We start from the raw sequence: 21,587 nt of genomic DNA on the forward strand, positions 1-21,587 counted from the left end.
CGTCTGATTTCTCCTGTTTGCCTCTCTATCTAATTTAGGAGACCAAATCCCACATAAACGCCCAGAAGATGGCTTACCGTAAGGAAATAGAGAATTTCGATACAAGCTAACGGGGGTCAACCCTTTTGTTTAATTGTCTTTTTCTATATTTCTCGGTTCTTTGCCACCGCTACCTAATGGCAAAGCTGAGCGAGAATGTATATTGGGCTTAGTAGCCTACTATTTGAAACATCACAATGCTAGCCAATGGATAAAGAAAACTTAGGTGAGGAACAAAGCGGCTATGGCAAATGGATGTGCTACATCTATACTTACGGCACGTCAGGGGGCAAAATACTAATGCATTGCCGCTGTAGCTATATTTACTAATCAAGACTTTTAAATTTGTAAATAAAGCTGCACATGCTCCTTCTTTATGGTAGTAAAGTGCTCCGCTTGCATTGGCAAAAAGTGCTTTTTAGCATTCTTTACATATTGCAACTGTCTAATTAACTTGAGAGTCCTTTGTAATTTGTACAATGCAGCTGTGACGTGGATAGATCTTGTCGAGATTGGGCGTTTAACGATAATTCATGAGCATTTCGACTTCCGTGCTGAGTGATCTGCTAAAGTCCCTACCCTACCTGCGGCCCCAGCTATATTTCAAGGCTTCACTAACGGCGCTCTCCCACGCAATGGAAGATCAGGTTTTGGCTGCGACTTTAGTTCAACCCCTCGTAATTGCTAGCTTTCAGCGAGAGCGATTTTACCGCCAAGAAGCTCATCGCTACCAGCGACTTGCTTTGCGAAGCAATCAAGTATATGTATTGTCTGCTCCAGAAACAGATTTTGCCAATAGTTCGGAATTCTATGAAAAGGTAGCTTTTGAGCCAGAAGATGGTTTAAGTCAAGAGTGGCATTTAATAGTAATTGCTGACAACTATGCCACTTGTCTGGTTTGCCGTGAAAGCCTTGGCTCTATTGCCAAAAATAGCCAATTACCAGAGCTAAGCCCGAATCTGGATATGGATACAGCGCGAAGATTTGAGGGTATATGGACATCGGAAAGGGGAGTTAGCCTCAAAGCAGCCCAATTGATTTTAGACAGGATTGTGGTTTACAGACCAGAACTGGCGAGCAAAATTGAAAAGGCCCGCCAGAGGTTTGGCATAGGTGAGCCGAGAAGCTACTCTGGAGCTGAACAAGTCAGCGAATATGCTTGTGACATTGACACAGACCCCTTTGTACAACGCTTAGTAACTTATTTACAAGCTAGTCAGTACAAATTGCACAAAGCCTACCGTTCAATTACTGCCCAAGCACGCAAAGAACGATTGGTCAATTCGATCAGTACTGCCATTCGGCGATCGCTTGATCCTCATGAAGTTCTCCAGGTAGCAGCACAAGAATTAGGGCAACACCTAGAAGCTTGTCGCTGTTTAATTTACCGCGCTCAAGCTATCGATAGTCAAGCTGTAATTGAACATGAGTTTTTAACTCCTGGCACTGTATCTGTTCGCGGGCAAACCTGGGAGTTAGACAAAAATCCCCTATTTCGGGAAATAGTCCAACAGGGCGAGGGCGTCTGTGTTAACGATACGCTGACTGACCATCGTGTTACTAACTCGGCGGGACTTTCCTTAATCGCCAAAAAGTTTGCTATTCGTTCTTGGCTGATAGAACCAGTATTTTATCAAGGGCGGTTGTTGGGCATTGTAGAGTTACACTATTGCCGGATGCCACCGCACGATTGGCAATCTGGGGAATTGGATTTAGTAGAAGCGATCGCCACTCAAGTGGGAGCAGCTCTGATTCAAGCGGAAGCTTACGCCAATTTAGAAGAACTTAACCAACAGCTAGAAGCCCTGGATCGCACCCGCAGCAACCTCATAGCCATCACCGGGCACGAACTGCGTACCCCCCTATCCACCATTCAAGTGTGTTTGGAAAGCCTCGCCAGTGAGCCGGATATGCCCTTGGAGTTGCAGCAGGTGATGCTTAACACTGCTCTTTCCGACTCCGAACGGATGCGAAAACTAGTACAAGATTTCCTCACCCTTTCCAATCTGGAAAGTGGTCGAGTTGAATGGCATCCAGAATCACTGACTTTACAAGAGTGTGTAGATCTAGCACTCAGCCGAAATCGCAGCCGCTCCTCAACAGAAAAGCCGCCTCAAATCAAAACTCAAATAGCTCAAGACTTACCTTTAGTGAGAGCTGACGGTGATTGGCTGGTGGAGGTACTAGCAAAACTCATAGACAATGCTTGTAAATTTACGCCAGCACAAGGAGAAATCACTATTAAAGCTATTCGGAACAAGAATCAGATGGTGGAAGTCACCGTAGCTGACACCGGACGCGGCATTGAACCCAATCGTCTAGAAGTAGTTTTTGACCGCTTCTATCAAGAAGAAGGCGCACTACGACGTACCACTGGTGGTACTGGACTGGGATTAGCAATTTGCCGCCAAATTGTCAATGGCTGGGGTGGTGAAATTTGGGCAGAGTCATTTGGCAAAGACCAAGGTAGTCAGTTTCATTTCACCATTCCCATCGTTCAGGGTAGCAAAGAAGAAAAACGGTCAAAAGTCAAGAGTAAATAGTTATGAAACATTGGGCATTGGTTTTTAACAAATAACAAATGACTCTTGATTAAGCTCATCCCTCTCCTAAAAGAGGATGGGATAACACGAAAGACAGTTGACAGTTAACTGTTAACCGTCAACCGTCAACGGACTAAAAAGGCGTCTTTCATCACCTACCGAGAAAGAATGGGTTTTCCCAACGCCTTTTTATAAAAACTGTTACAGTCTATGACGCGATCGCAATATGATCCTGATGGCGGTGTTACGATGCCCTAAAAACGTTGAGAGACAACTCTATGGCAGAAACACTCTCTGGACAAACTCCGCTATATGGTGGCAACACTGGCGGCTTGCTAACAAAAGCAAAAGAAGAAGAAAAGTACGCTATTACTTGGACTAGCCCTAAAGACCAAGTATTTGAATTGCCTACAGGTGGTGCTGCCACTATGCGAAACGGCGAAAATCTCCTGCACTTAGCTCGAAAAGAGCAATGCATCGCTTTAGGCGGTCAACTCAGAAAGTTCAAAATTACTAACTACAAAATCTACCGGATTTTACCCAACGGAGAAACCACTTTCATTCACCCGGCTGATGGTGTGTTCCCCGAAAAGGTAAACGAAGGCCGCGAAAAAGTACGTTACGTAGACCGCCGTATTGGCGAAAACCCCAGTCCAGCAAAACTTAAGTTTAGCGGCGTTTATCCTTACGACGCTCCATAATTAGCTGTTAGTAGTTAATGGGTAATGGGTAATGGGTAACGGGTAATGGGTAAGAAAAACAATTACCAATTAATCTATTACCTATTGCCAATTACCATTGAAAAATTATGATTTTTCCTGATTTTTCCCAGTTTTCCAGCCTAGCCCAACAAGGCAACTTTGTTCCGGTGTATCAAGAGTGGGTAGCAGACTTAGATACGCCCGTATCTGCTTGGTATAAAGTATGTGCAGGTCAGCCTTATAGCTTTTTGTTGGAATCGGTGGAAGGTGGGGAAAAACTCGGACGCTACAGTTTATTGGGTTGCGATCCGCTATGGATTTTAGAAGCAAGGGACAATAACACGACCCAAACACACCGCGACGGTTCGCAGGTGATGTTTGAAGGCGACCCCTTTACAGCTTTAGCCCAATGTCTAGAACCTTATCAGCCAGTCAAGTTACCGCAACTGCCGCCAGGAATTGGCGGATTGTTTGGATTTTGGGGTTATGAATTGATTCGCTGGATAGAGCCGCGTGTCCCAATTCATCCACCAGACGAGAGAAATATTCCAGATGGATTGTGGATGCAGGTTGACCACCTGTTAATTTTTGATCAGGTGAAGCGAAAAATTTGGGCGATCGCCTATGCTGATTTGCGTAACTCCAATTTACAGGAAGCATATCAGCAAGCGTGCGATCGCGTCACTCAAATGCTCAATAAGCTATCTCTACCCCTATCGCTGCAAAATACCAAATTGGCATGGACACCCCCACGAACTAAAGGAGCAGAGGAGGAGAACACAGGAGTAGAGGAATACGCCAGCAACTCTACCCGCCCTGATTTCTGTGCCAATGTCCAAAAAGCAAAAGACTACATCAAAGCAGGCGATATCTTCCAAGTCGTAATTTCTCAGCGATTATCAACGGCATACACAGGCGACCCATTTGCGCTTTACCGTTCCTTGCGTCAGATTAATCCTTCGCCTTACATGGCTTACTTTCATTTTCAAGATTGGCAAATCATCGGTTCCAGTCCAGAAGTGATGGTGAAAGCAGAACTAGACCCAGATGGTGGAGTGATAGCAACAGTACGCCCGATTGCCGGGACGCGTCCACGGGGTAAAACAACCCAAGAAGATGCAGAGCTAGCTGAAGATTTACTTAAAGACCCCAAGGAAATTGCTGAACACGTCATGCTCGTTGATTTAGGGCGCAATGATTTAGGGCGTGTTTGCCAAAGCGGTAGCGTGAAAGTTGATGAATTAATGGTAGTTGAACGCTACTCCCATGTAATGCACATTGTCAGCAATGTTGTGGGTAAATTAGCACCAAACAAAACCGCATGGGATTTACTAAAAGCTTGCTTCCCAGCAGGTACGGTCAGCGGTGCACCTAAGATTCGGGCAATGGAAATTATCCATGAGTTAGAGCCTAGCCGTCGAGGCGTTTATTCTGGTGTGTATGGATATTATGATTTTGAAGGGCAACTGAATAGTGCTATAGCAATTCGCACAATGGTAATGCATGATAATACAGTAAGCGTGCAAGCCGGTGCGGGTTTGGTGGCTGATTCTGAGCCTGAGAAAGAATACGAAGAGACACTGAATAAAGCCAGAGGACTTTTAGAAGCGATTCGTTGCTTGCGTTGAAATTCAACTCCTCTTTACAAACAAAGAAAGGCTTGATAAGTCCTTAATTTGCTATTTCTAAATATCTAAAAACTAGCACTTTTAAGGTAGTAAGACTAATTCTTTCAAGGTGGGTAAAAATACCAGAAAATTTTGCCCAATTGTAGACTTTTCACCTTTGTGTCTTAGTGTCTTTGTGTTTCAAAAGTCAAATTTTTCACCACCCACTAAGGCACAAAGACACTAAGAAAAATACATCTTTTCAATTTAGATCTTGAAAGGGCTAGATTCTAAACCAGAAAAAGTTGCAAAATAACACACTTTCAAAGGGCTAGTCCTAATAACTATTGTTCTTGAAGAAATTTGAGCGACTTTCAATACTTGGAATATAGGTGTTTTTTATAACTTAAGCAAATCTTATCTATCTTATAAATAGAACTTATAGATATATAGCTAAGAAATCATTGCTTATTTGTAACAAACTTGTTATGTTTCTTTACATAAAGATACAAAAACAACACGAATGCGTTAAACCACTGCTAACTAAGGCTTTTTGAATAACTATACAGTTAAGCCTGTGAATTGCTTTGCCGAGTATCTAACTCAAGAGCAACAGAATTGTTGTGTGTAGCGCATTTTCCTTTTGTTTTTTGCACATTTGATTTTTCAAATTTGACAGTACTTTTAGTTTTCTTTTTGAAATTCCTGCCATGTCTTTTACCATCCAGTCGGCTCAAAGTATTTTTCCCGGCACTTTAGTTGCTGACGTTGTTCCAACTGTCATTGAATCGTTCTCTCAGCTCAATGCTGAAGATCAACTAGCATTACTTTGGTTTGCCTATACCGAGATGGGTAGATCTATTACGGTTGCGGCTCCAGGGGCAGCTAACATGGTTCTGGCGCAAGGCTTACTTGAGCAAATCAAGCAAATGCCTTTTGATGCTCAAACACGAGTTATGTATGATTTGGCTAACCGTGCTGACACTCCTCTGTGCCGTTCCTATGCATCCTTCACTGTAAACATCAAGTTGGGCTTTTGGTATCAGTTAGGAGAATGGATGGCTCAGGGAATCGTCGCTCCTATTCCAGAAGGCTATAAGCTTTCTGCTAAGGCTGCCGATGTGCTGCAAGCGATCCGACAAGCCGACCCAGGCCAACAAATCACGATCCTACGCAATACCGTAGTTAGCATGGGATTTGATCCAAATGCTCCAGGTAGTTACAAAAAAATCTCAGAACCCGTCGCTCCTCCTACTGCACCAGCATTTCGGACTAAAGTTACCGTTGAAGGCATCAGTAATCCTACGGTGCTGGGCTATATCAATAACATGAATGCCAATGACTTTGATGCGGCTGTGGCCCTATTCATGTCCGATGGTGCTCTGCAACCTCCTTTTGAAAGACCAATTGTTGGTCAGGAGGCAATCCGCGCTTATATGCGTGAAGAATGCCAGGGACTAAAAATGATGCCAGAGCGTGGTGTATCTGAGCCAGTGGAAGATGGGTATACCCAGGTTAAAGTTACGGGTAAAGTCCAAACTCCCTGGTTTGGCGCCAGTGTAGGGATGAATATTGCATGGCGGTTTTTACTAAATCCCCAAGGCAAAATCTTCTTCGTTGCGATTGACTTGTTAGCTTCTCCTAAAGAACTGCTCAACCTAGTACGTAAATAGAGCGTTAGGTTAGTCGCTCCAGCCTACTTAAGCGTGAGCGAGTTAGCGATCGCCACCTCGTCACGCTTAAGCAAAAAGAGTTAAATAGTTCCAATATCGGGACAAAATTTTCAAAATTCTGTTAAAAAACGCTATTTTCAGCAATTTTCAATTGAATACTGTAATTTACTGGTAATAAATAGAGATTTGGAGGCAGGCTATATGGATGCTGACGAACTTCTCAAACGCTATTGTGCAGGAGAAAGAAATTTCACTTATGTAAGCCTGCACTCACTCAATATGAGCGAGGTATGTTTAGCTGGCATCAATCTAGATAAAGCTAATCTAGCTAATACGACTCTATCTCAGGCTAATTTGCGTGGGGCAAATCTGATTGAAGCCAATTTGACTGCGGCAGCCCTCTGGAGAACCGACTTTAGTGGAGCAAATCTAATTTGGGCAAACTTAAAGGCCGCCAACCTAATTCGGGCGAAGCTTAATCAGGTAGATTTGCACAAAGCCTCTTTACTCAAGGCAGACCTACGCTTAGCAGACTTAAGTAATGCCGACCTTAGCGGTGCAAATTTGAGTGGTGCAGACTTACGCTATGCCAATCTCAGCGGCGCTTTTCTGGCAGGGGCAAATCTTAGGGGTGCAAATTTGACTGGGACAAACTTAAGCAAGACAGACTTGAGTCATGCTAATCTGACCAAAGCTATTTTGTTCAAAACTGATTTAAGTGACGTAGATTTCACGGAAGTAGACCTGACTCAAGTGGATTTACGCTACTGCTTCCTGAGCGGAGCAACCTTACCTGAACGTAGCTTAGTCGAGGTAGGTTAACAAATAAAGAATTATTTTTACTCCTCTGAGACTTCTCGTGTTTGTTATTAGTCATTCGGGTTTATTTAGAAAAGACAAATGACTAATGACGGTCTTAACGAAAAAAATCCCATTGTTTATTAAAAGCTCATTATCAAAGGCAGTTTCAAATCTAACTACTGATGAGTGTCTCGAATTCCCTGTTGCAGGATTTGTGCGAAGTACTACCACATCTACAATCTCAAATCTATTTCAAGTCTTCGCTGACGGCTCTTTCTCACGCCATAGAAGACCTAGTATTGGCAGGGACAGATCGACCCCTAGTGATTGCCAATTTTCAGCAGGAGCGTTTTTATCGCCAGGAAATTCCTCGGTATGAGAAAATTGCTCAGCATACTGACCATGTTTACGTGTTAGCAGCACCAGAGACTAACTTTGGTGCTGCTTCAGCCCCTTATGCAACTATCCCTTTTGCTCCTGACAACGAATTAGCTCAGGAGTGGCATTTGATCGTAATTGGTCGGCGATATTCAGCTTGTGTGATTTGTCGAGAGCACGCTTCACCTGTAGACTCAGCATCACTAGACCAGTTAAGACAATTTCAGGGGATTTGGACTTTTGACCCCCAAGTTAGCATTTATGCAGCCCGACTGATGTTAGAGCGGATTTTGGCTTATCAACCAAAACTAGCCTCTAAAATTAAGCGAGCACAGCGGCGCTATCATTTGCTGGATGAATCGCAAGCGCAGACATCAACTAATCGGGTATTAGAGCTTGGCCCTAAACTGTTTGTCAACCGCCTAGTTACATATCTGCAAGCCAGTCAATACAGGCTACTGAAAGCTTATCGCACGATCGCCAGCAAGGAGCGTAAAGAGCGCCTACTCAATGCGATCGCTACTTCGATCCGTCGCTCTTTGAACGCCGAAGAGATTCTGAATGTTACTGTTACAGAATTAGGTCAAGCCTTTAGCCATTGCCGCTGTTTACTTTATCTTGAGCAGCCAGATAGCCAACAGCCAATTGCTTATGAGTCAACACCTGCTGAATTACCCTCTTTGAAAGGGGAAGTCTGGTCATTGGCAGATCATCCACTGTTTCAAACTGCTTTGGCGCAAAGTCGAACCAATAGCGCAAACCAGTCAGAAATTCTAGCTATTGCCGATATCACCCAGGACTTAGGCTTGCAGTCACACCCAGACTTAAAAACGCAACTAGCGCAGTGGCAAATCCGGGCTTGCTTATTAGTGCCCATTCGCTATCAGGGAACCTGGCTGGGAATGCTGGAATTGCACCAGCCAAAGCCTTATCTGTGGACAGAGGATGATATAGCTTTAGTTGAAGCGATCGCTACTCAAGCCGGAGTCGCCTTAATGCAGGCACAAGCTTATACCAACTTAGAAACTCTTAATCGCCAACTGGTAGACTTAGAGCGTACCCAAAGTAACTTAACTGCCATTGTCGGACATGAACTACGTACTCCTTTATCTACCATTCGTGTTTGCTTAGAAAGTTTAGTCACAGAACTAGAAATGCCACCAGATTTGCAGCAAATGATGCTGCAAACTGCTTTGGACGATGCAGAGCGTTTGCGTAAGCTGATCCAGGACTTTATCACCTTATCTCGTTTGGAAAGTGGGATGGTGCGCTGGCAACCAGAGCCAATTTGCCTTCAAGAATACCTAGATTTGGCTTTAAGTGGACTAGAATCGCGTCAGAAATTACCCAAAATTATTGTAGAATTACCCCAGCATTTGCCTTTAATTCAGGTAGACGGAGAAGGACTGATCGAAGTTTTAAGTAAGCTACTCGATAACGCCTGTAAGTTTACCGACAAAAGTGGACAAGTCACAATTCGTGCTCACTTCATCAGTTCCGAAGACGTTGGAGGTAAAGCAGCCTTGGAGAATTCCAATAAGACTTCTATGTTAAAAGTCACTATTGCGGATACAGGTCGAGGTATAGAATCTAATCGGCTAGAATCTATCTTTGAGCGCTTTTATCAAGAAGAAGGATTTTTGCAACGCACTGTGGGAGGAACCGGATTAGGTTTAGCAATTTGTCGTTGCATTATCGATAATCTGGGAGGAAAAATTTGGGCTGAGTCTCCGGGTAAAGACCAGGGTAGCCAATTTCACTTTACAATTCCAGTTGCGTTGCCTATTCTTTAATCTGAATGTTGTGTTTTTTTAATTCCCTAATCGCACAGTTGAGATTTTGAGAAAGTGCGTAGGCGTAGCCAGTCGTAGACATCGCTTACCACATTTCACTAAACTAGAAAGTAAGATGCTGGGATAAGTCTATGGACGCCACGACAACTACTTTACCCTCTACACTCAAATTGAAAATCGACTTGACAGATGATCAATTTTTCCAGATGTGTCAGAAAAACCGCGATTATCGATTTGAGCGCACAGCATCAGGGGAATTATTAATTATGCCACCTACAGGTAGTGATACTGGCAGGCGTAATGTTAAAATCACCACTCAACTTGATATTTGGAACTCTGAGAGGAATTTAGGCGAAGTTTTTGACTCTTCAACTGGCTTCATCCTACCCAATGGTGCAGAACGCTCTCCAGATGCTTCTTGGGTAAAAATTGAGCGTTGGAATGCTCTAACTTCAGAACAACAGGAAAAATTTGCCCCAATTTGTCCTGATTTTGTAGTAGAGCTACGCTCTCCTAGTGATTCCCTAAAAGATTTACAGGATAAAATGCAAGAGTATATCGAAAATGGCGCTCAATTAGGTTGGTTAATCGACCGGAAAAACAAGCGAGTAGAAATTTATCGTCCAGACAAAGATGTAGAAATATTAAACAATCCTATTAGTTTATCAGGAGAAAATGTGTTGCCTGGATTTGTGTTGCATTTACAGCAAATTATGTAGCTTTACTAATGTTTTATTCCCTATAGCGAAAAACCATACCCCTGTCTTGAAAAGAGCATGGTTTTTTATTATTAAAGGCACGAATATTAACTTCAAGACAATACTGCTACTTTCTCTAACAATCCTTGAAACAACCTCAAGCCATCACTATTCCCTAACATTACATCAGATGCCCTTTCGGGGTGCGGCATCATCCCTAAGACATTGCCTTGACGATTGCAAATCCCTGCAATGTTGTTTAGTGAGCCGTTGAGATTATCTTTTTCATAGCGGAACACCACTTGTCCGTTATCTTCAATCTCTGATAAAGTTGCTTCGTTGGCGTAGAATCGCCCCTCTCCGTGAGCAACAGGCAAAGTAATAACTTCAGCAGTGGTGTAAGCTTGCGTCCAAGAGAGATTGGTACGCTCAACTTTCAGGGGAACGCGATCGCAAATAAAATGCAAATCTCGATTTCTTGTCAATACCCCAGGTAGTAAGCCAGCTTCAGTTAATACCTGAAACCCGTTGCAGATACCGAGGACAAACTTACCCTTTTGGGCATGTTCTACAACCTGTTGCATTACAGGCGAAAACCGCGCGATCGCACCGCAGCGGAGATAATCCCCGTAACTAAAACCACCAGGTATGACAACAACATCCAAATCATCAATATCCGTTTCTTGATGCCAAACCATGCGAGTTGGTTGCCCCAGCAAGTCTCTGGTAACATAAGCAACATCGCGATCGCAATTAGAACCTGGAAAAACAATAATGCCGAATTTTGTCATTTGTCACTTGTCATTTGTCACTTGTACTGAGCGGCTTGTCCTGAGCGGAGCCGTAAAGCCTGCGGCATAGCTACGTTTAGGGCGCAGCCTCTCGTAGAGAAGGGAGCCGAAAGGAGCCGAAGTATTTGTCATTTGGAGAATAGAGCATTGAGCATTGGAACAGTTAGTTATTTCCCAGTCCCCATTGCCCCTTATCCCCAGAGGGGGCCCCGAGTTCCCCAGTGCCTAATCCCCAATCCCTAAAAGACTCCCGTTTGTGTTTCGACCTCAATCAACTCAAAGCGATAATTTTCAATCACGGTATTTGCTAGCATCTGGTCACAGATACGGTCAAGGTCTTGACGCGCTTTTTTCTCTTCTGTCGAGGTGATGGTTAGTTCAATGTACTTACCAATCCGCACCTGTTCAACGTTGTCGTATCCTAGTTGCTTAAGACCGGATTGTACAGCCACACCAGCGGGGTCTAAGACTGAAGGACGAAGCGTCACGAAAATTTTGGCTAAATACTTGCTTTGCACGGGCTTTTGCTGAATCCTGCGATCGCTATACTATAACTTTCTGTTCCAACTGAGTGAAAATAAGATTACGAAGCGGTTAGAGTTAATCTATCAGTTAGCCAGTCCAACAGCTTCAACTACAGTGGCAAATTTAACCTATTGTCTATGAGAGCCATACGCACCCGCAGTCAAGAGCGGATTTTGAACCTGCTAAAAACTATCAAACAAGGCATTTCCGCCCAGGATATTTACGTAGAACTACGTAATAGCAATCAGAGCATGGGTTTAGCAACAGTTTACCGCTCTTTGGAAGCTTTAAAATTGGAAGGCTTGGTACAAGTGCGGACATTGGCTAACGGTGAAGCCTTATACAGCCTAGCGCAGCAAGACAAACACCACCTAACTTGCCTGCAATGTGGCGTTTCAATTCCGATTAATCAATGCCCGGTTCATAACCTAGAAGACCAGTTAGAATCCAGCCATAAGTTTAAAATTTTTTACCATACCCTAGAGTTTTTTGGGTTGTGCAGCCAATGTCAAAGTTTGCAAGCTGTCGGTATGGCGACAGAATAGTCAACTGCCCCACCCACAAGGGGATGGGGCTTGTAACTAACCGATAGACTCGGCTGAAACATAGGGCATATTGACTGATGCCTGCTCCTGTGTCCTTTCGGTAGAGGAGAAAATATGGTTGTTGAGCGAAATAAAAAGTTTAAGTTAGAAATTCAAAACTTCTAACTCCTAGCTTCTCAACAGATTCAGTGATTTCCTTTAAAACGCTATCTTGGTTGAACGTCACCCACAACTTGCGCTCCTGATTCACCTAAAACTTTGGAATAGAACATGCCTGCCAATATTGCACCTAAAATTGGAGCTACCCAAAACATCCAAAGTTGCCCGAATAATTCTACACCAGCAAAAAGAGCAGGGCCAGTACTACGAGCAGGATTAACCGATGTATTAGTTATCGGAATGCTGATCAAATGAATGAGTGTTAGTGCTAGACCAATGGCAATAGGTGCAAAACCTTTGGGAGCGCGGCCATCGGTTGCACCTAAAATTACAATTAAAAAAATGAAGGTAAGTACAACCTCTGTAATGAAACAAGCAACAAATGAATAACCGCCGGGAGAATGCTCTCCAAAACCATTTGTCGCTAGTGGATTAGAACCAGAAAGTGTAAATCCTGATTTACCAGTGGCAATTAAATAAACCAGGCCTGCGGCTACTATTGCTCCCAGTACTTGAGAAATGATATATGGAAGCAGATCAGAACTAGGAAAACGGTTTCCTGACCACAGCCCAAATGATACAGCTGGGTTAAGATGACAACCGGAAATATGAGCAATTGCGTAGGCCATAGTCAGCACTGTTAGGCCAAATGCCAGAGCCACACCTACAAAACCAATTCCTAGTTCATTAGCTTTTGCATCAGGAAATGTAGCTGCAAAAACAGCACTACCGCATCCACCGAGTACTAGCACAAATGTCCCAATAAATTCTGCAATGCATCGCGTAGAAAGTGGCATCGTCATCATATTGAGATTCTTCCTTAAATTGATTTAAGTCAAGTAAGCGATCGCCCTCTCCTCCATAGTCGCCAACCGTTACCCTCTATCAACACTTCATTAATCGGGAAGTATTGCTGGGTAAACAACTCATCTCAACCTATTAAAGAAACCCTCAAAAATGAGTTAGAGACTAAAGGTAGTGGATTCTCTGCTTTATGTTCATTTGATGCTAGCTACGCGAAACCTGTAAAACTTCACTCGTAAGTTAGATGAAGTTTGTATTATTGTCTGAATGGTTAACAAAACTAATTCCAAAGTCGTACTTTTCGTATCCTTGGCTTATTAACCGAACTTTAGACTAGTTGCAACGAAACAATAAGGGTTTAAACCTTGCCGTTGGCATAGTACAAATCTCGGCTTTAGGTAGACTTGTACTACTATGCCCTTCATGACAAGAACTCTATATTTCCCCCCTACTTCCCACTCTCTTTTTTCGTTAAAACGTAAAAGTAGTACGAAGTACACCTACAGTTGTTGTCTCGTTTGTGCTGTTACCCTCTGGGTTAAACAGAATAAACGCACCAGGGGTAATACTGATATTATCATTCAATTTAACGCGATAATACGCTTCTAAATGGTAAGGAGTAGCTCGATTTTCACCAAGTTGAGCAGAACCACTAGCATCACTACGGTAAAGTGGCTGACCAAAAATAATACCTGCATTGTTCCCTGACTTGAATAAGTCTTTAAAGTGAACTCCCACCATCCAACTTGTAAAGGTAGTGGAAGCATTCACGCTATTAGAAGAATCATCAACAAACATGGCTGCACCGTAGCCAGATAAGGCTATCTTGGGAGAAAATCGCCATGTCATCGTACCCCCAACAGAGTTGAGTGCCACAGGTGTCCCAGCCGCAACACCACCTAACGCACCAATATCATCTCTAATTAATCCTGTACCTAAAATGTTGATTTCATGATAACTGTGAGCATAGTTTAGACCGATATCAAGATCAGAACTTGGCTTGAAGGTTAACTGTGCTGCTACAACACTACTACCACTAAACAAACCTGCTCCTAAAGGTGTAGTAGAAACTCCTGGTAGTGCCTCATTAGGAGATTTTTGGGGTAAGTTGGCATTTACACTGCCATACAAGGCTCTTAAATCCAAATTCGGGGAAATATTAAAGATAAATCCCGCCGCCGATGCTAAACCAGTACCCGAAGTCCCGCCAGAAACCCGTACCACAGGATTTAAGCCGCCAAAACGAGAAATTGACTCTTGTCCTTCACCATAAAAAGGTGTGATTACTGGGAAAGCATCAGATGTTTCCGCCGCAGTTCCCGCAAACAAAGTTAATTTCTCAGCGACGGGAAAGATATACAGCAATTTATAAATTTCCACACTGTTGGCGCCAACACTCGACAAATTCTTGACGTTTATCCCAGGAAACTGAGGCTCAAAACTGGTACGAGCGCTACTTGCACTTAAAATAGGCGAAGCCAATCCTAAACTTTCTTGCAGGCTACCCTGTCCATCGGCCCCACCCAAAAAGTTATAAGATTGCAATCCAGTAATTAATAAATCTTTACCTGTAAAGCTAGTGGTGAGATTTAATCGCACTCTATTTACTAGGATGATGTTAGGGTCGCCCCGATCAGGAGCGCCGCCAGTAGCACCAATACCAGCGAGAATTACCTCTCCATTGAGTTTGGTAGTAGTAGAAAACTGATTTGCTTCTAGTTCTGCCGTTCGAGCTTCTACCGCATCCACTCTACCCCGCAATGTCCCCAGTTCCGCAGTAAATTGTTCTTGTAATTTTTGCAATGTGACTAAATCTTCTTTCTTGACCAAATCAGCAGTTGCAGTAGCGATTAGTTCGTTGATTCGATCTAAACAAGCATTTAAGCCGGCCGCAAATTCATAGCGAGTCATCGCCCGATTACCGCGATAGGTTAGATTGGGATAACCAGCGATACAACCATAGCGCTCAACCAAAGATTGTAGTGCTTGAAAGGCCCAATCAGTCGGCTGTACATCAGACAATTGGGATACGGATGTTACTTGTGCAAGTTCGTCTAATGGTTGAGATAAATTTGCAGATTGTGGTATGATTGGCTGCGAAGAGTTATTAGCAAAATCTAACTCTACATTTTCGCTTTTTTGCTGTTGATTCGCTGATGAAAAATCTTTTTGGCTTTCATTAGCTATTAGCAATTCCCTAGAAATAGTATTGCCTAAATTACCTTTATGAAAATCCAGTTTTTCATAGCTGTCAACATGTTGAGAAATTGCTACGTTTTGATCTGCAATCTCTAAATTAGAAAGGGCTTGCACTGGTGATAACCCAACAATTAACCATAGAAAGCCCACTCCACCAGCAGGAACTAGTAGATGTTTTGCCATGATAACTCCCAATACATATGAAATAAGGAAAAACTTAATTGCGATGTTTAAATGGGATTGATAAAGAAATTTAAAGTAGATTTAGCAAGAGCATCTTGTTAACTTTAAATTTTTCATATCAAAAAAAATTTACTTAATTGATTTACTAAGACATCAATTTATATCGCAAGTATTAAATTCTAGTAAATACTATTTCTGCAATTAATTAACAATTAGTACTATTAATAATTTCTATAGTTACTATTGAAAAAATTATAATTACAAAAGTGTAGTTTTATGGTATTAATATTAAGAAAAACAGTTAGTAAGTAAATATAAAACTCCTATTTTATTTTTGTTAGCGTAGCCTGCGCTTGCGCTTAAAAACTCAAACTCGAAGAAGCTTTTTTCCGATTCCCCGTTACCTACACAAGTAAGTTAAAAAATCAAAGCAGACTACTATAGACAAAATTAACTAGCCATACATTAAGTACCAATACAGTTCAGTTAAGGATTGTTTGTACAGATTTCATGCATATAGAGACGTTGCATTGCAACGTCTCTACACAGGTTATTGGTGTGTAAATTATCTTATCCCAAGCGTATTACATTAAGTACTGGAGTTCAGACTAAAAAATGCAAAACGATCCAACATTTTTGAGTTAATAATAGACAGTGATAAGTCCTCAAAATGCCAAAATCATTTATGCTGTTTGCAATTGACACAGCAATAAACCAAACCACTGATTGGTGTCAGTCCACACTTGCAGAGGTACTAAACCCTTGGCAGTAAGTTGCTGCTTGATAGTGTTGAGGTCAAATTTACGAGAGATTTCGGTGAGGATTGTCTCACCTGCGGCAAAATTAATTTTGAGGTTGAGAGCGCGTAGTTCTACAGTTTGCGATCGCAGACTTCGTAAATGCATCTCTATTTGATGCTCAGTTTCGTTATAAAATGCCCAGTGTTCAAACTGCGCTGTATCAAAATCACCCTCAAATCGCTGATTTAAATGCTCCAGCATATTTAGGTTAAACGCTGCCGTTATCCCTTGATTATCGTTATAAGCTGGTTCTAAAATATCTTTCGGTTTATGTAAATCCACTCCCAATAAAAAATACTCACCCACTTGCAAAGCATCTATAATTTGGGAGAAAAAGACATCACATTCTTGAGGTTTGAGATTACCTAAAGTACTACCGATAAAACAAACCATCCTACTAGGTAATTGTGTTACTAGGAGTTGTGCAAGGGCTAATTCGTAGGTTCCTGCCATCGCACAAACTTGCAGTGAGAGATAATCTACTAGTAACTGCTTAGCACTACTTTCTAAAATACCTGCGCTTACATCAATCGGTATATAACGCAGAGGATAGCCTAACTGCTGGTAGGCATCTAGTAAAATACGGGTTTTGGTAGAACTGCCACTACCAAGTTCTACCAATTCACAAGCACCAGTCATGATGGCAATTTCACTAGCATACTGCTGTAAAATCGCTGTTTCTGTGCGCGTCAGGTAATATTCTGGTAAATTACAGATTTGCTCAAACAGCTCAGAACCACGGTCATTATAGAAGTAACTGGGGGGTAGAGATTTGGGTATTTGAGTTAATCCCTTAACTACATCACTCCCAATATTAGGCGCAACTATTGGGGTTGCCTCTACTAAACGCTGTATCTGCAAGCGTTTTTCAATGCTGTTTTGAGAAGACTGGTTGCTAACAGCTTTAGATACTGACATTAAACCTCCGTATATCTGGCGTAATTTAAGTTACTTTTGAGGGCAAACTTTTTACTCCAGCCAGTGAAACACATAGCCATATCCCATAACATCACGCTTGTGCTATATTATTCCAGCTTTAAAGCTAGATTTAAGGATTTTTCCTTACTTAGCATTGATTAAGCTGTTAGGTATTTTTTGGATAAACCTCTTCCTACCTTAAACTTTAGTTTAAGCCTAGTCCCTCTGGGACAGGCGAGAGGGACGGTTTTGCGTAGTAAAATCTGTAAGAGGTCTGTTTTTACTTACGCACGGATGAGCTTACTTCGCTAGCAGCACAGCGAAACCCGGCGAAAATTTGGCGTACGTTGGGATGATACCAATTGCGAAAACTAGAACGTAGCACCCAGGGACGAGTTGCCCAACTGCCACCTTTTAAAACACGGTGCTGTTGGTCAAAATAAACTTTTGAGTAGCCTGAGTAAGGGTAACTTTGAAAACCCTCGTAGCCATCAAACCAGCAGGCTGTCCACTCCCAGACATTTCCCAGAGTATCGTATAAACCATAAGCACTTTGTCCACCGGGGTAGGCATCAACTGCGGTTGTTTTGCCAATCAGGCGATCGCAGTTACAATTCTGGGTTGGGGTCATTAATTCTTCATCTCCCCAAGGATAGGTGCGGCGGTGACTAGCTCTTGCATCCCAACTTGCTGCTTTTTCCCATTCGGCTTCTGTGGGTAGCCGCTTACCAACAAACCGGGAATAGGCCTGTGCTTCGTACCAACTGACACCACAAACCGGGTGATTATCCCAGGTGCGCTCGCCACACCAGTAAAAAGGTTGTGTTACCTGCTCAATTTTTAGCCATTGCCACCCAGCTTTAGACCACCAGCGAGGATTTTGATAACCTCCCGCCTCTATAAATGACCGATACTGTCCACAAGTGACGGGATAGCGATCAATCCAGTAAGTGTCTAAGTATACTTTGTGTACAGGTTGCTCATTATCTAAAGCATCAATTGAGTTGTTACCCTGCTCAAATTCACCTGCTGGAATACAAACCATTTTCACTAGCTTTGTATAGTCAAAAGTCCAAAGTTCAGGGTTCAAACTAACAAACTTTAACTCCTGACTCCTATCTTCTGCCTCCTGCCTCCTATCTCCTGCCTCCTGCCTCCTATCTCCTGCCTCCTGTCTCTTAACTAATTCCAGCACCATAGTAATTATTTCGCAGTGCTGACTTTCATGCTGAATTAAAAAGCGCCAAAGACGTTCTTGCTGCTCGATATCATCTACATGTATGTATTCCAAGACTTTTTCTCTAACTGTATCCAGGTAGTAGAGGATTTCCTCTAAATTTGGTAATTGGACACGTTGTGACTTGGGTAAACCGTCAGCTGCAAAAAGTTTACGGTATTGCGGAAAAAAACATGGCAAACCTGCACCGCGCTCTAAAATCCATAAAGACTCAATATAGGCAATGTGCCCTAAGTGCCAACCAACGGGGCTAAAGTCAGGATGAGGCTGACTAGAGAATGTGGCTTGGTCTACATCCTGGAACAACGAAAGGGTTTTAGTGCGACATTCATGAAAGGCTTGAAAAATAGTCTCTTTTACACTAGATTTGCTCAACTTGGATATCACAATCTTCTCTCACACTGATGATGCTATTTTCTGGGCAAGCAGTCCAATTACCAATAAATAGTGGTTCGGAGGCAATTATTACAGATTTGGGGAAAATTAGATCATCCCGTATCCAATACAGAGATGGAGCAGGGGAAGTAGTAGTAAAGCGAGAGGCTATCAGGCGATGTCCGTCGCTAAAAACTACATTTGCCGAAACTTCTACTTGATAGCGTTTTGCCATCTCTAAAAGTGTTAATAATGTAGTGCGTAAAGCATATTGTAGAGGCCGATGCTTGTTGATTTTTATTTGGGAAAGTAATAGCGCAAAAATGTGTTCAGAATCAGTATTCCCATTGATTTTTTCATAGAGATTTTGAGTCAAAGTGCTGCGAATTTTTCTGTGTAATGTTTGGCGGAAATTCTCAATTCGTCCATTATGAATGAATAACAACTGTTGCTCATTAAACGGTTGACAATTAGAAAAATCAATAGCTTGACCTGGTGTAGCACTACGAACATAAGCGAGTACACATTTTGATTCAACATAACGGCTGAGACTAGGCAAGTTGACGTCATTCCAAATAGGCAGCGTGTTTTTATAGATAAAAGGTTCAGTATCTTTTTGATTATGATACCAACCCATACCGAAGCCATCTGCATTTACTACTCCAGAGGTCATTTCGCGGGGTTGGTAACTCTGAATTATTAAAGAATGTTCTGGTTTATACAGAAGTTTTTCTAAAGAAACAGGCGAACCTAGATAAGCAAGTAAACGGCACATTATGAATATTCCACCTTCTATTAGCACAATTATTTGGCAGCAGCCTTACCCGTTTTTATTCACAATTATCAGTGGTTCCCATTTATATGGCTTTCCGTCACCTGATTCTGATTATGACTTGCGTGGTGTGCATATTTTACCAGTGCAAGAAGTAATAGGATTAGAAACTGGGAATGAAACTATTGAAGTTTCAGAAGTTTGTGAAGCTTTAGAAATTGATTTAGTAACTCATGATGTCAAAAAATTCTTTTTGATGCTCCTTAAAAAAAATGGTTATGTGTTAGAACAATTGTATTCACCTTTAATATTAACAACTTCTCCAGAACATGAGGAATTGAAATTTATTGCTAAAAATTGCATTACTCGCCACCATAGTTACCATTATATTGGTTTTGCTGCAACACAATGGAAACTTTTTGAGAAAGAACAACCACATCGAGTCAAACCATTACTTTATGTTTATCGAGTGCTACTGACAGGAATTTATTTGATGCAAACAGGAATTATTGAGTCTAACTTAATTCAGTTAAATCAAGTCTTTAATTTGCCATATATACCTGATTTGATCGTCCAAAAGCTGTCAGGTTTAGAAAATTCTAATTTGTCTGATTTCAATGTGAATTTTCATCAGAAGGAATATGAGCGACTACGATATCAATTACAAGAGGCGTATGAATTAAGTACACTGCCAGAAGCACCTTCAGCTAAGGCAGCTTTGCATAATTTGCTAGTACGCTTGAGAGTGTGTGTATCATGAGTTCTTAACGTATCACTTATAAATTTATATAGTAAAAGCTAAAATACCTCTATCCGCAAGAAAGATAGTATCGCTCAATTGTGCAATTACTTTCGACAGTCAAAGCATGGGTAATTTTTAACTCTACGTTTTTCGTATAATAACATTACTAGTTTATTTCTGTTTTAATCGGTAAGACGATTATAAACTTTGTCTCTTGTTCTAATTCTGAGGTTACTTCTATTTTTCCTTTATGTTTTTCAACTATCTGGTAACAAATACTTAAACCTAACCCCGTTCCTTTTCCTACTGGCTTCGTTGTAAAAAAAGGGTCAAATAGTTTATTTTTAATCTCTGGTGGAATTCCAGAACCATTATCTTTGATTCCTACGTGGATGAAAGTATCATCTATCTTTAATGTATTTATAATAATTTTTTTGTTTTTATCCGATTGATGTTTTTGGTCTAGCAAAGCATCTATTGCATTACTCAGAATATTCATAAATACCTGGTTAAATTGTGCCGGATAACACTCAACTAATGGTAAATCTCCATAGTTCTTAATTACTTCAATTTTTGACTGAAATCTGTGATTTAGAATTAACAAGGTATTATCAATCCCTTCATGAATATCTACATCTTTCATATCAGCTTCATCTAATCTGGAAAAGTTCCGCAAAGATAACACAATTTCCCGAATGCGTTGAGCCCCCATTTTCATAGAATAAAGTAGACTGGGTAAATCTTTATTAATAAAATTTAAATCAATTTCCTCTATTTTTTCTTCAATTGTCCAATTAGGATCTGGGTATTGTTGCTGATATAAATTCACTAAATTAAGTAAGTCTTGAGTATAGTCATTAGTGCATTGAATATTACCATAAATAAAGTTGACATGATTATTAATTTCATGAGCTATACCTGCTACCATCTGCCCCAGAGAAGATATTTTTTCTGTTTGAATTAATTGTCCTTGGGTTTCTTTTAAGTCTTGCAATATTTGTTGAAGTTCTTGAGTTCGTTCTTCTACGCGTTGCTCTAAACTTTGGCGAGCTAGTTCTAGTTCTTGAGTTCGTTCTTCTACCCGTTGTTCTAGACTTTGGTGAGCTAGCTTTAGTTCCTGGGTGTAATCTCCCACCCATTCAACTAATTGATTCAAAGAAGTAGCTAATATCCCTACTAGTCAACCAAGAAAATTATGACAGGTGTAAATTAGGATATAACCGTTGGAATTTCACTCTGGCATCTGAAGCTGCAAAACGCCAATCGATTTTAGCTTTCTGCTGGTTACGCTCCTTTTCCCAAGC

Annotated in this window: 17 protein-coding genes; 9 read left to right on the forward strand and 8 right to left on the reverse strand. The window is 41.6% G+C overall.

The window, feature by feature from the left end:
• The first annotated feature begins 572 nt into the window (after window positions 1–572).
• From FNW02_RS24060 to FNW02_RS24090, 7 genes are all read left to right on the forward strand, one after another.
• Complete coding sequence (locus FNW02_RS24060; RefSeq protein WP_191760007.1) at window positions 573–2,582, forward strand: DICT sensory domain-containing protein; 2,010 nt, start codon at window positions 573–575, stop codon at window positions 2,580–2,582.
• A 278-nt stretch (window positions 2,583–2,860) separates the two neighbouring features.
• Window positions 2,861–3,283, forward strand: a complete 423-nt coding sequence (locus tag FNW02_RS24065) for a photosystem I reaction center subunit II PsaD (RefSeq protein ID WP_191760008.1) — start codon at window positions 2,861–2,863, stop codon at window positions 3,281–3,283.
• Between the two features lie 107 nt (window positions 3,284–3,390).
• Complete coding sequence (trpE, locus tag FNW02_RS24070; protein WP_191760009.1) at window positions 3,391–4,911, forward strand: anthranilate synthase component I; 1,521 nt, start codon at window positions 3,391–3,393, stop codon at window positions 4,909–4,911.
• 689 nt (window positions 4,912–5,600) lie between these two features.
• Window positions 5,601–6,563 (forward strand): orange carotenoid protein N-terminal domain-containing protein, encoded by a 963-nt coding sequence (locus tag FNW02_RS24075; protein WP_191760010.1) that lies wholly within the window; start codon window positions 5,601–5,603, stop codon window positions 6,561–6,563.
• A 201-nt stretch (window positions 6,564–6,764) separates the two neighbouring features.
• Window positions 6,765–7,385, forward strand: a complete 621-nt coding sequence (locus tag FNW02_RS24080; protein ID WP_191760011.1) for a pentapeptide repeat-containing protein — start codon at window positions 6,765–6,767, stop codon at window positions 7,383–7,385.
• 161 nt (window positions 7,386–7,546) lie between these two features.
• Window positions 7,547–9,535, forward strand: a complete 1,989-nt coding sequence (locus FNW02_RS24085; RefSeq protein ID WP_191760012.1) for a DICT sensory domain-containing protein — start codon at window positions 7,547–7,549, stop codon at window positions 9,533–9,535.
• 131 nt (window positions 9,536–9,666) lie between these two features.
• The gene (locus FNW02_RS24090; RefSeq protein ID WP_191760013.1) at window positions 9,667–10,254 is read left to right on the forward strand and encodes a Uma2 family endonuclease; all 588 of its coding nucleotides are present in this window, start codon (window positions 9,667–9,669) and stop codon (window positions 10,252–10,254) included.
• 92 nt (window positions 10,255–10,346) lie between these two features.
• Here the strand turns inward: FNW02_RS24090 and purQ are convergent, their stop codons facing one another.
• Both purQ and purS read right to left on the reverse strand, forming a co-directional pair.
• The gene (gene purQ / locus FNW02_RS24095; protein WP_191760014.1) at window positions 10,347–11,024 is read right to left on the reverse strand and encodes a phosphoribosylformylglycinamidine synthase subunit PurQ; all 678 of its coding nucleotides are present in this window, start codon (window positions 11,022–11,024) and stop codon (window positions 10,347–10,349) included.
• Window positions 11,025–11,263: 239 nt separating this feature from the next.
• Window positions 11,264–11,542 (reverse strand): phosphoribosylformylglycinamidine synthase subunit PurS, encoded by a 279-nt coding sequence (gene purS, locus FNW02_RS24100; RefSeq protein WP_191760015.1) that lies wholly within the window; start codon window positions 11,540–11,542, stop codon window positions 11,264–11,266.
• A gap of 144 nt (window positions 11,543–11,686) precedes the next feature.
• On the opposite strand from purS, the gene FNW02_RS24105 reads away from it, so the two are divergent.
• Complete coding sequence (locus FNW02_RS24105) at window positions 11,687–12,094, forward strand: Fur family transcriptional regulator (RefSeq protein WP_191760016.1); 408 nt, start codon at window positions 11,687–11,689, stop codon at window positions 12,092–12,094.
• A gap of 206 nt (window positions 12,095–12,300) precedes the next feature.
• On the opposite strand, the gene aqpZ is transcribed toward FNW02_RS24105, so the two are convergent.
• From aqpZ to egtC, 5 genes are all read right to left on the reverse strand, one after another.
• On the reverse strand, window positions 12,301–13,050 hold the full coding sequence (aqpZ, locus tag FNW02_RS24110; RefSeq protein WP_191760026.1) for an aquaporin Z: 750 nt from the start codon (window positions 13,048–13,050) through the stop codon (window positions 12,301–12,303).
• Between the two features lie 478 nt (window positions 13,051–13,528).
• Window positions 13,529–15,439, reverse strand: a complete 1,911-nt coding sequence (locus tag FNW02_RS24115; protein WP_191760017.1) for an iron uptake porin — start codon at window positions 15,437–15,439, stop codon at window positions 13,529–13,531.
• Between the two features lie 683 nt (window positions 15,440–16,122).
• A complete protein-coding gene (egtD, locus tag FNW02_RS24120; protein WP_191760018.1) occupies window positions 16,123–17,157 on the reverse strand; it encodes an L-histidine N(alpha)-methyltransferase in 1,035 nt (344 codons plus the stop codon).
• A gap of 280 nt (window positions 17,158–17,437) precedes the next feature.
• Complete coding sequence (gene egtB / locus FNW02_RS24125) at window positions 17,438–18,781, reverse strand: ergothioneine biosynthesis protein EgtB (protein WP_191760019.1); 1,344 nt, start codon at window positions 18,779–18,781, stop codon at window positions 17,438–17,440.
• Window positions 18,756–19,544 carry an ergothioneine biosynthesis protein EgtC gene (gene egtC, locus FNW02_RS24130; RefSeq protein ID WP_191760020.1) on the reverse strand — a complete coding sequence of 263 codons (789 nt, stop codon included), beginning with the start codon at window positions 19,542–19,544 and terminating at the stop codon, window positions 18,756–18,758. Before egtC ends, egtB begins: the two co-directional genes overlap by 26 nt.
• A gap of 1 nt (window position 19,545) precedes the next feature.
• On the opposite strand from egtC, the gene FNW02_RS24135 reads away from it, so the two are divergent.
• On the forward strand, window positions 19,546–20,301 hold the full coding sequence (locus FNW02_RS24135; RefSeq protein WP_191760021.1) for a nucleotidyltransferase domain-containing protein: 756 nt from the start codon (window positions 19,546–19,548) through the stop codon (window positions 20,299–20,301).
• Window positions 20,302–20,449: 148 nt separating this feature from the next.
• On the opposite strand, the gene FNW02_RS24140 is transcribed toward FNW02_RS24135, so the two are convergent.
• The gene (locus FNW02_RS24140; protein WP_348535436.1) at window positions 20,450–21,439 is read right to left on the reverse strand and encodes a sensor histidine kinase; all 990 of its coding nucleotides are present in this window, start codon (window positions 21,437–21,439) and stop codon (window positions 20,450–20,452) included.
• Window positions 21,440–21,587 lie beyond the last annotated feature (148 nt).

The organism is Komarekiella delphini-convector SJRDD-AB1 (assembly GCF_014831675.1).
Classification (GTDB): domain Bacteria; phylum Cyanobacteriota; class Cyanobacteriia; order Cyanobacteriales; family Nostocaceae; genus Komarekiella.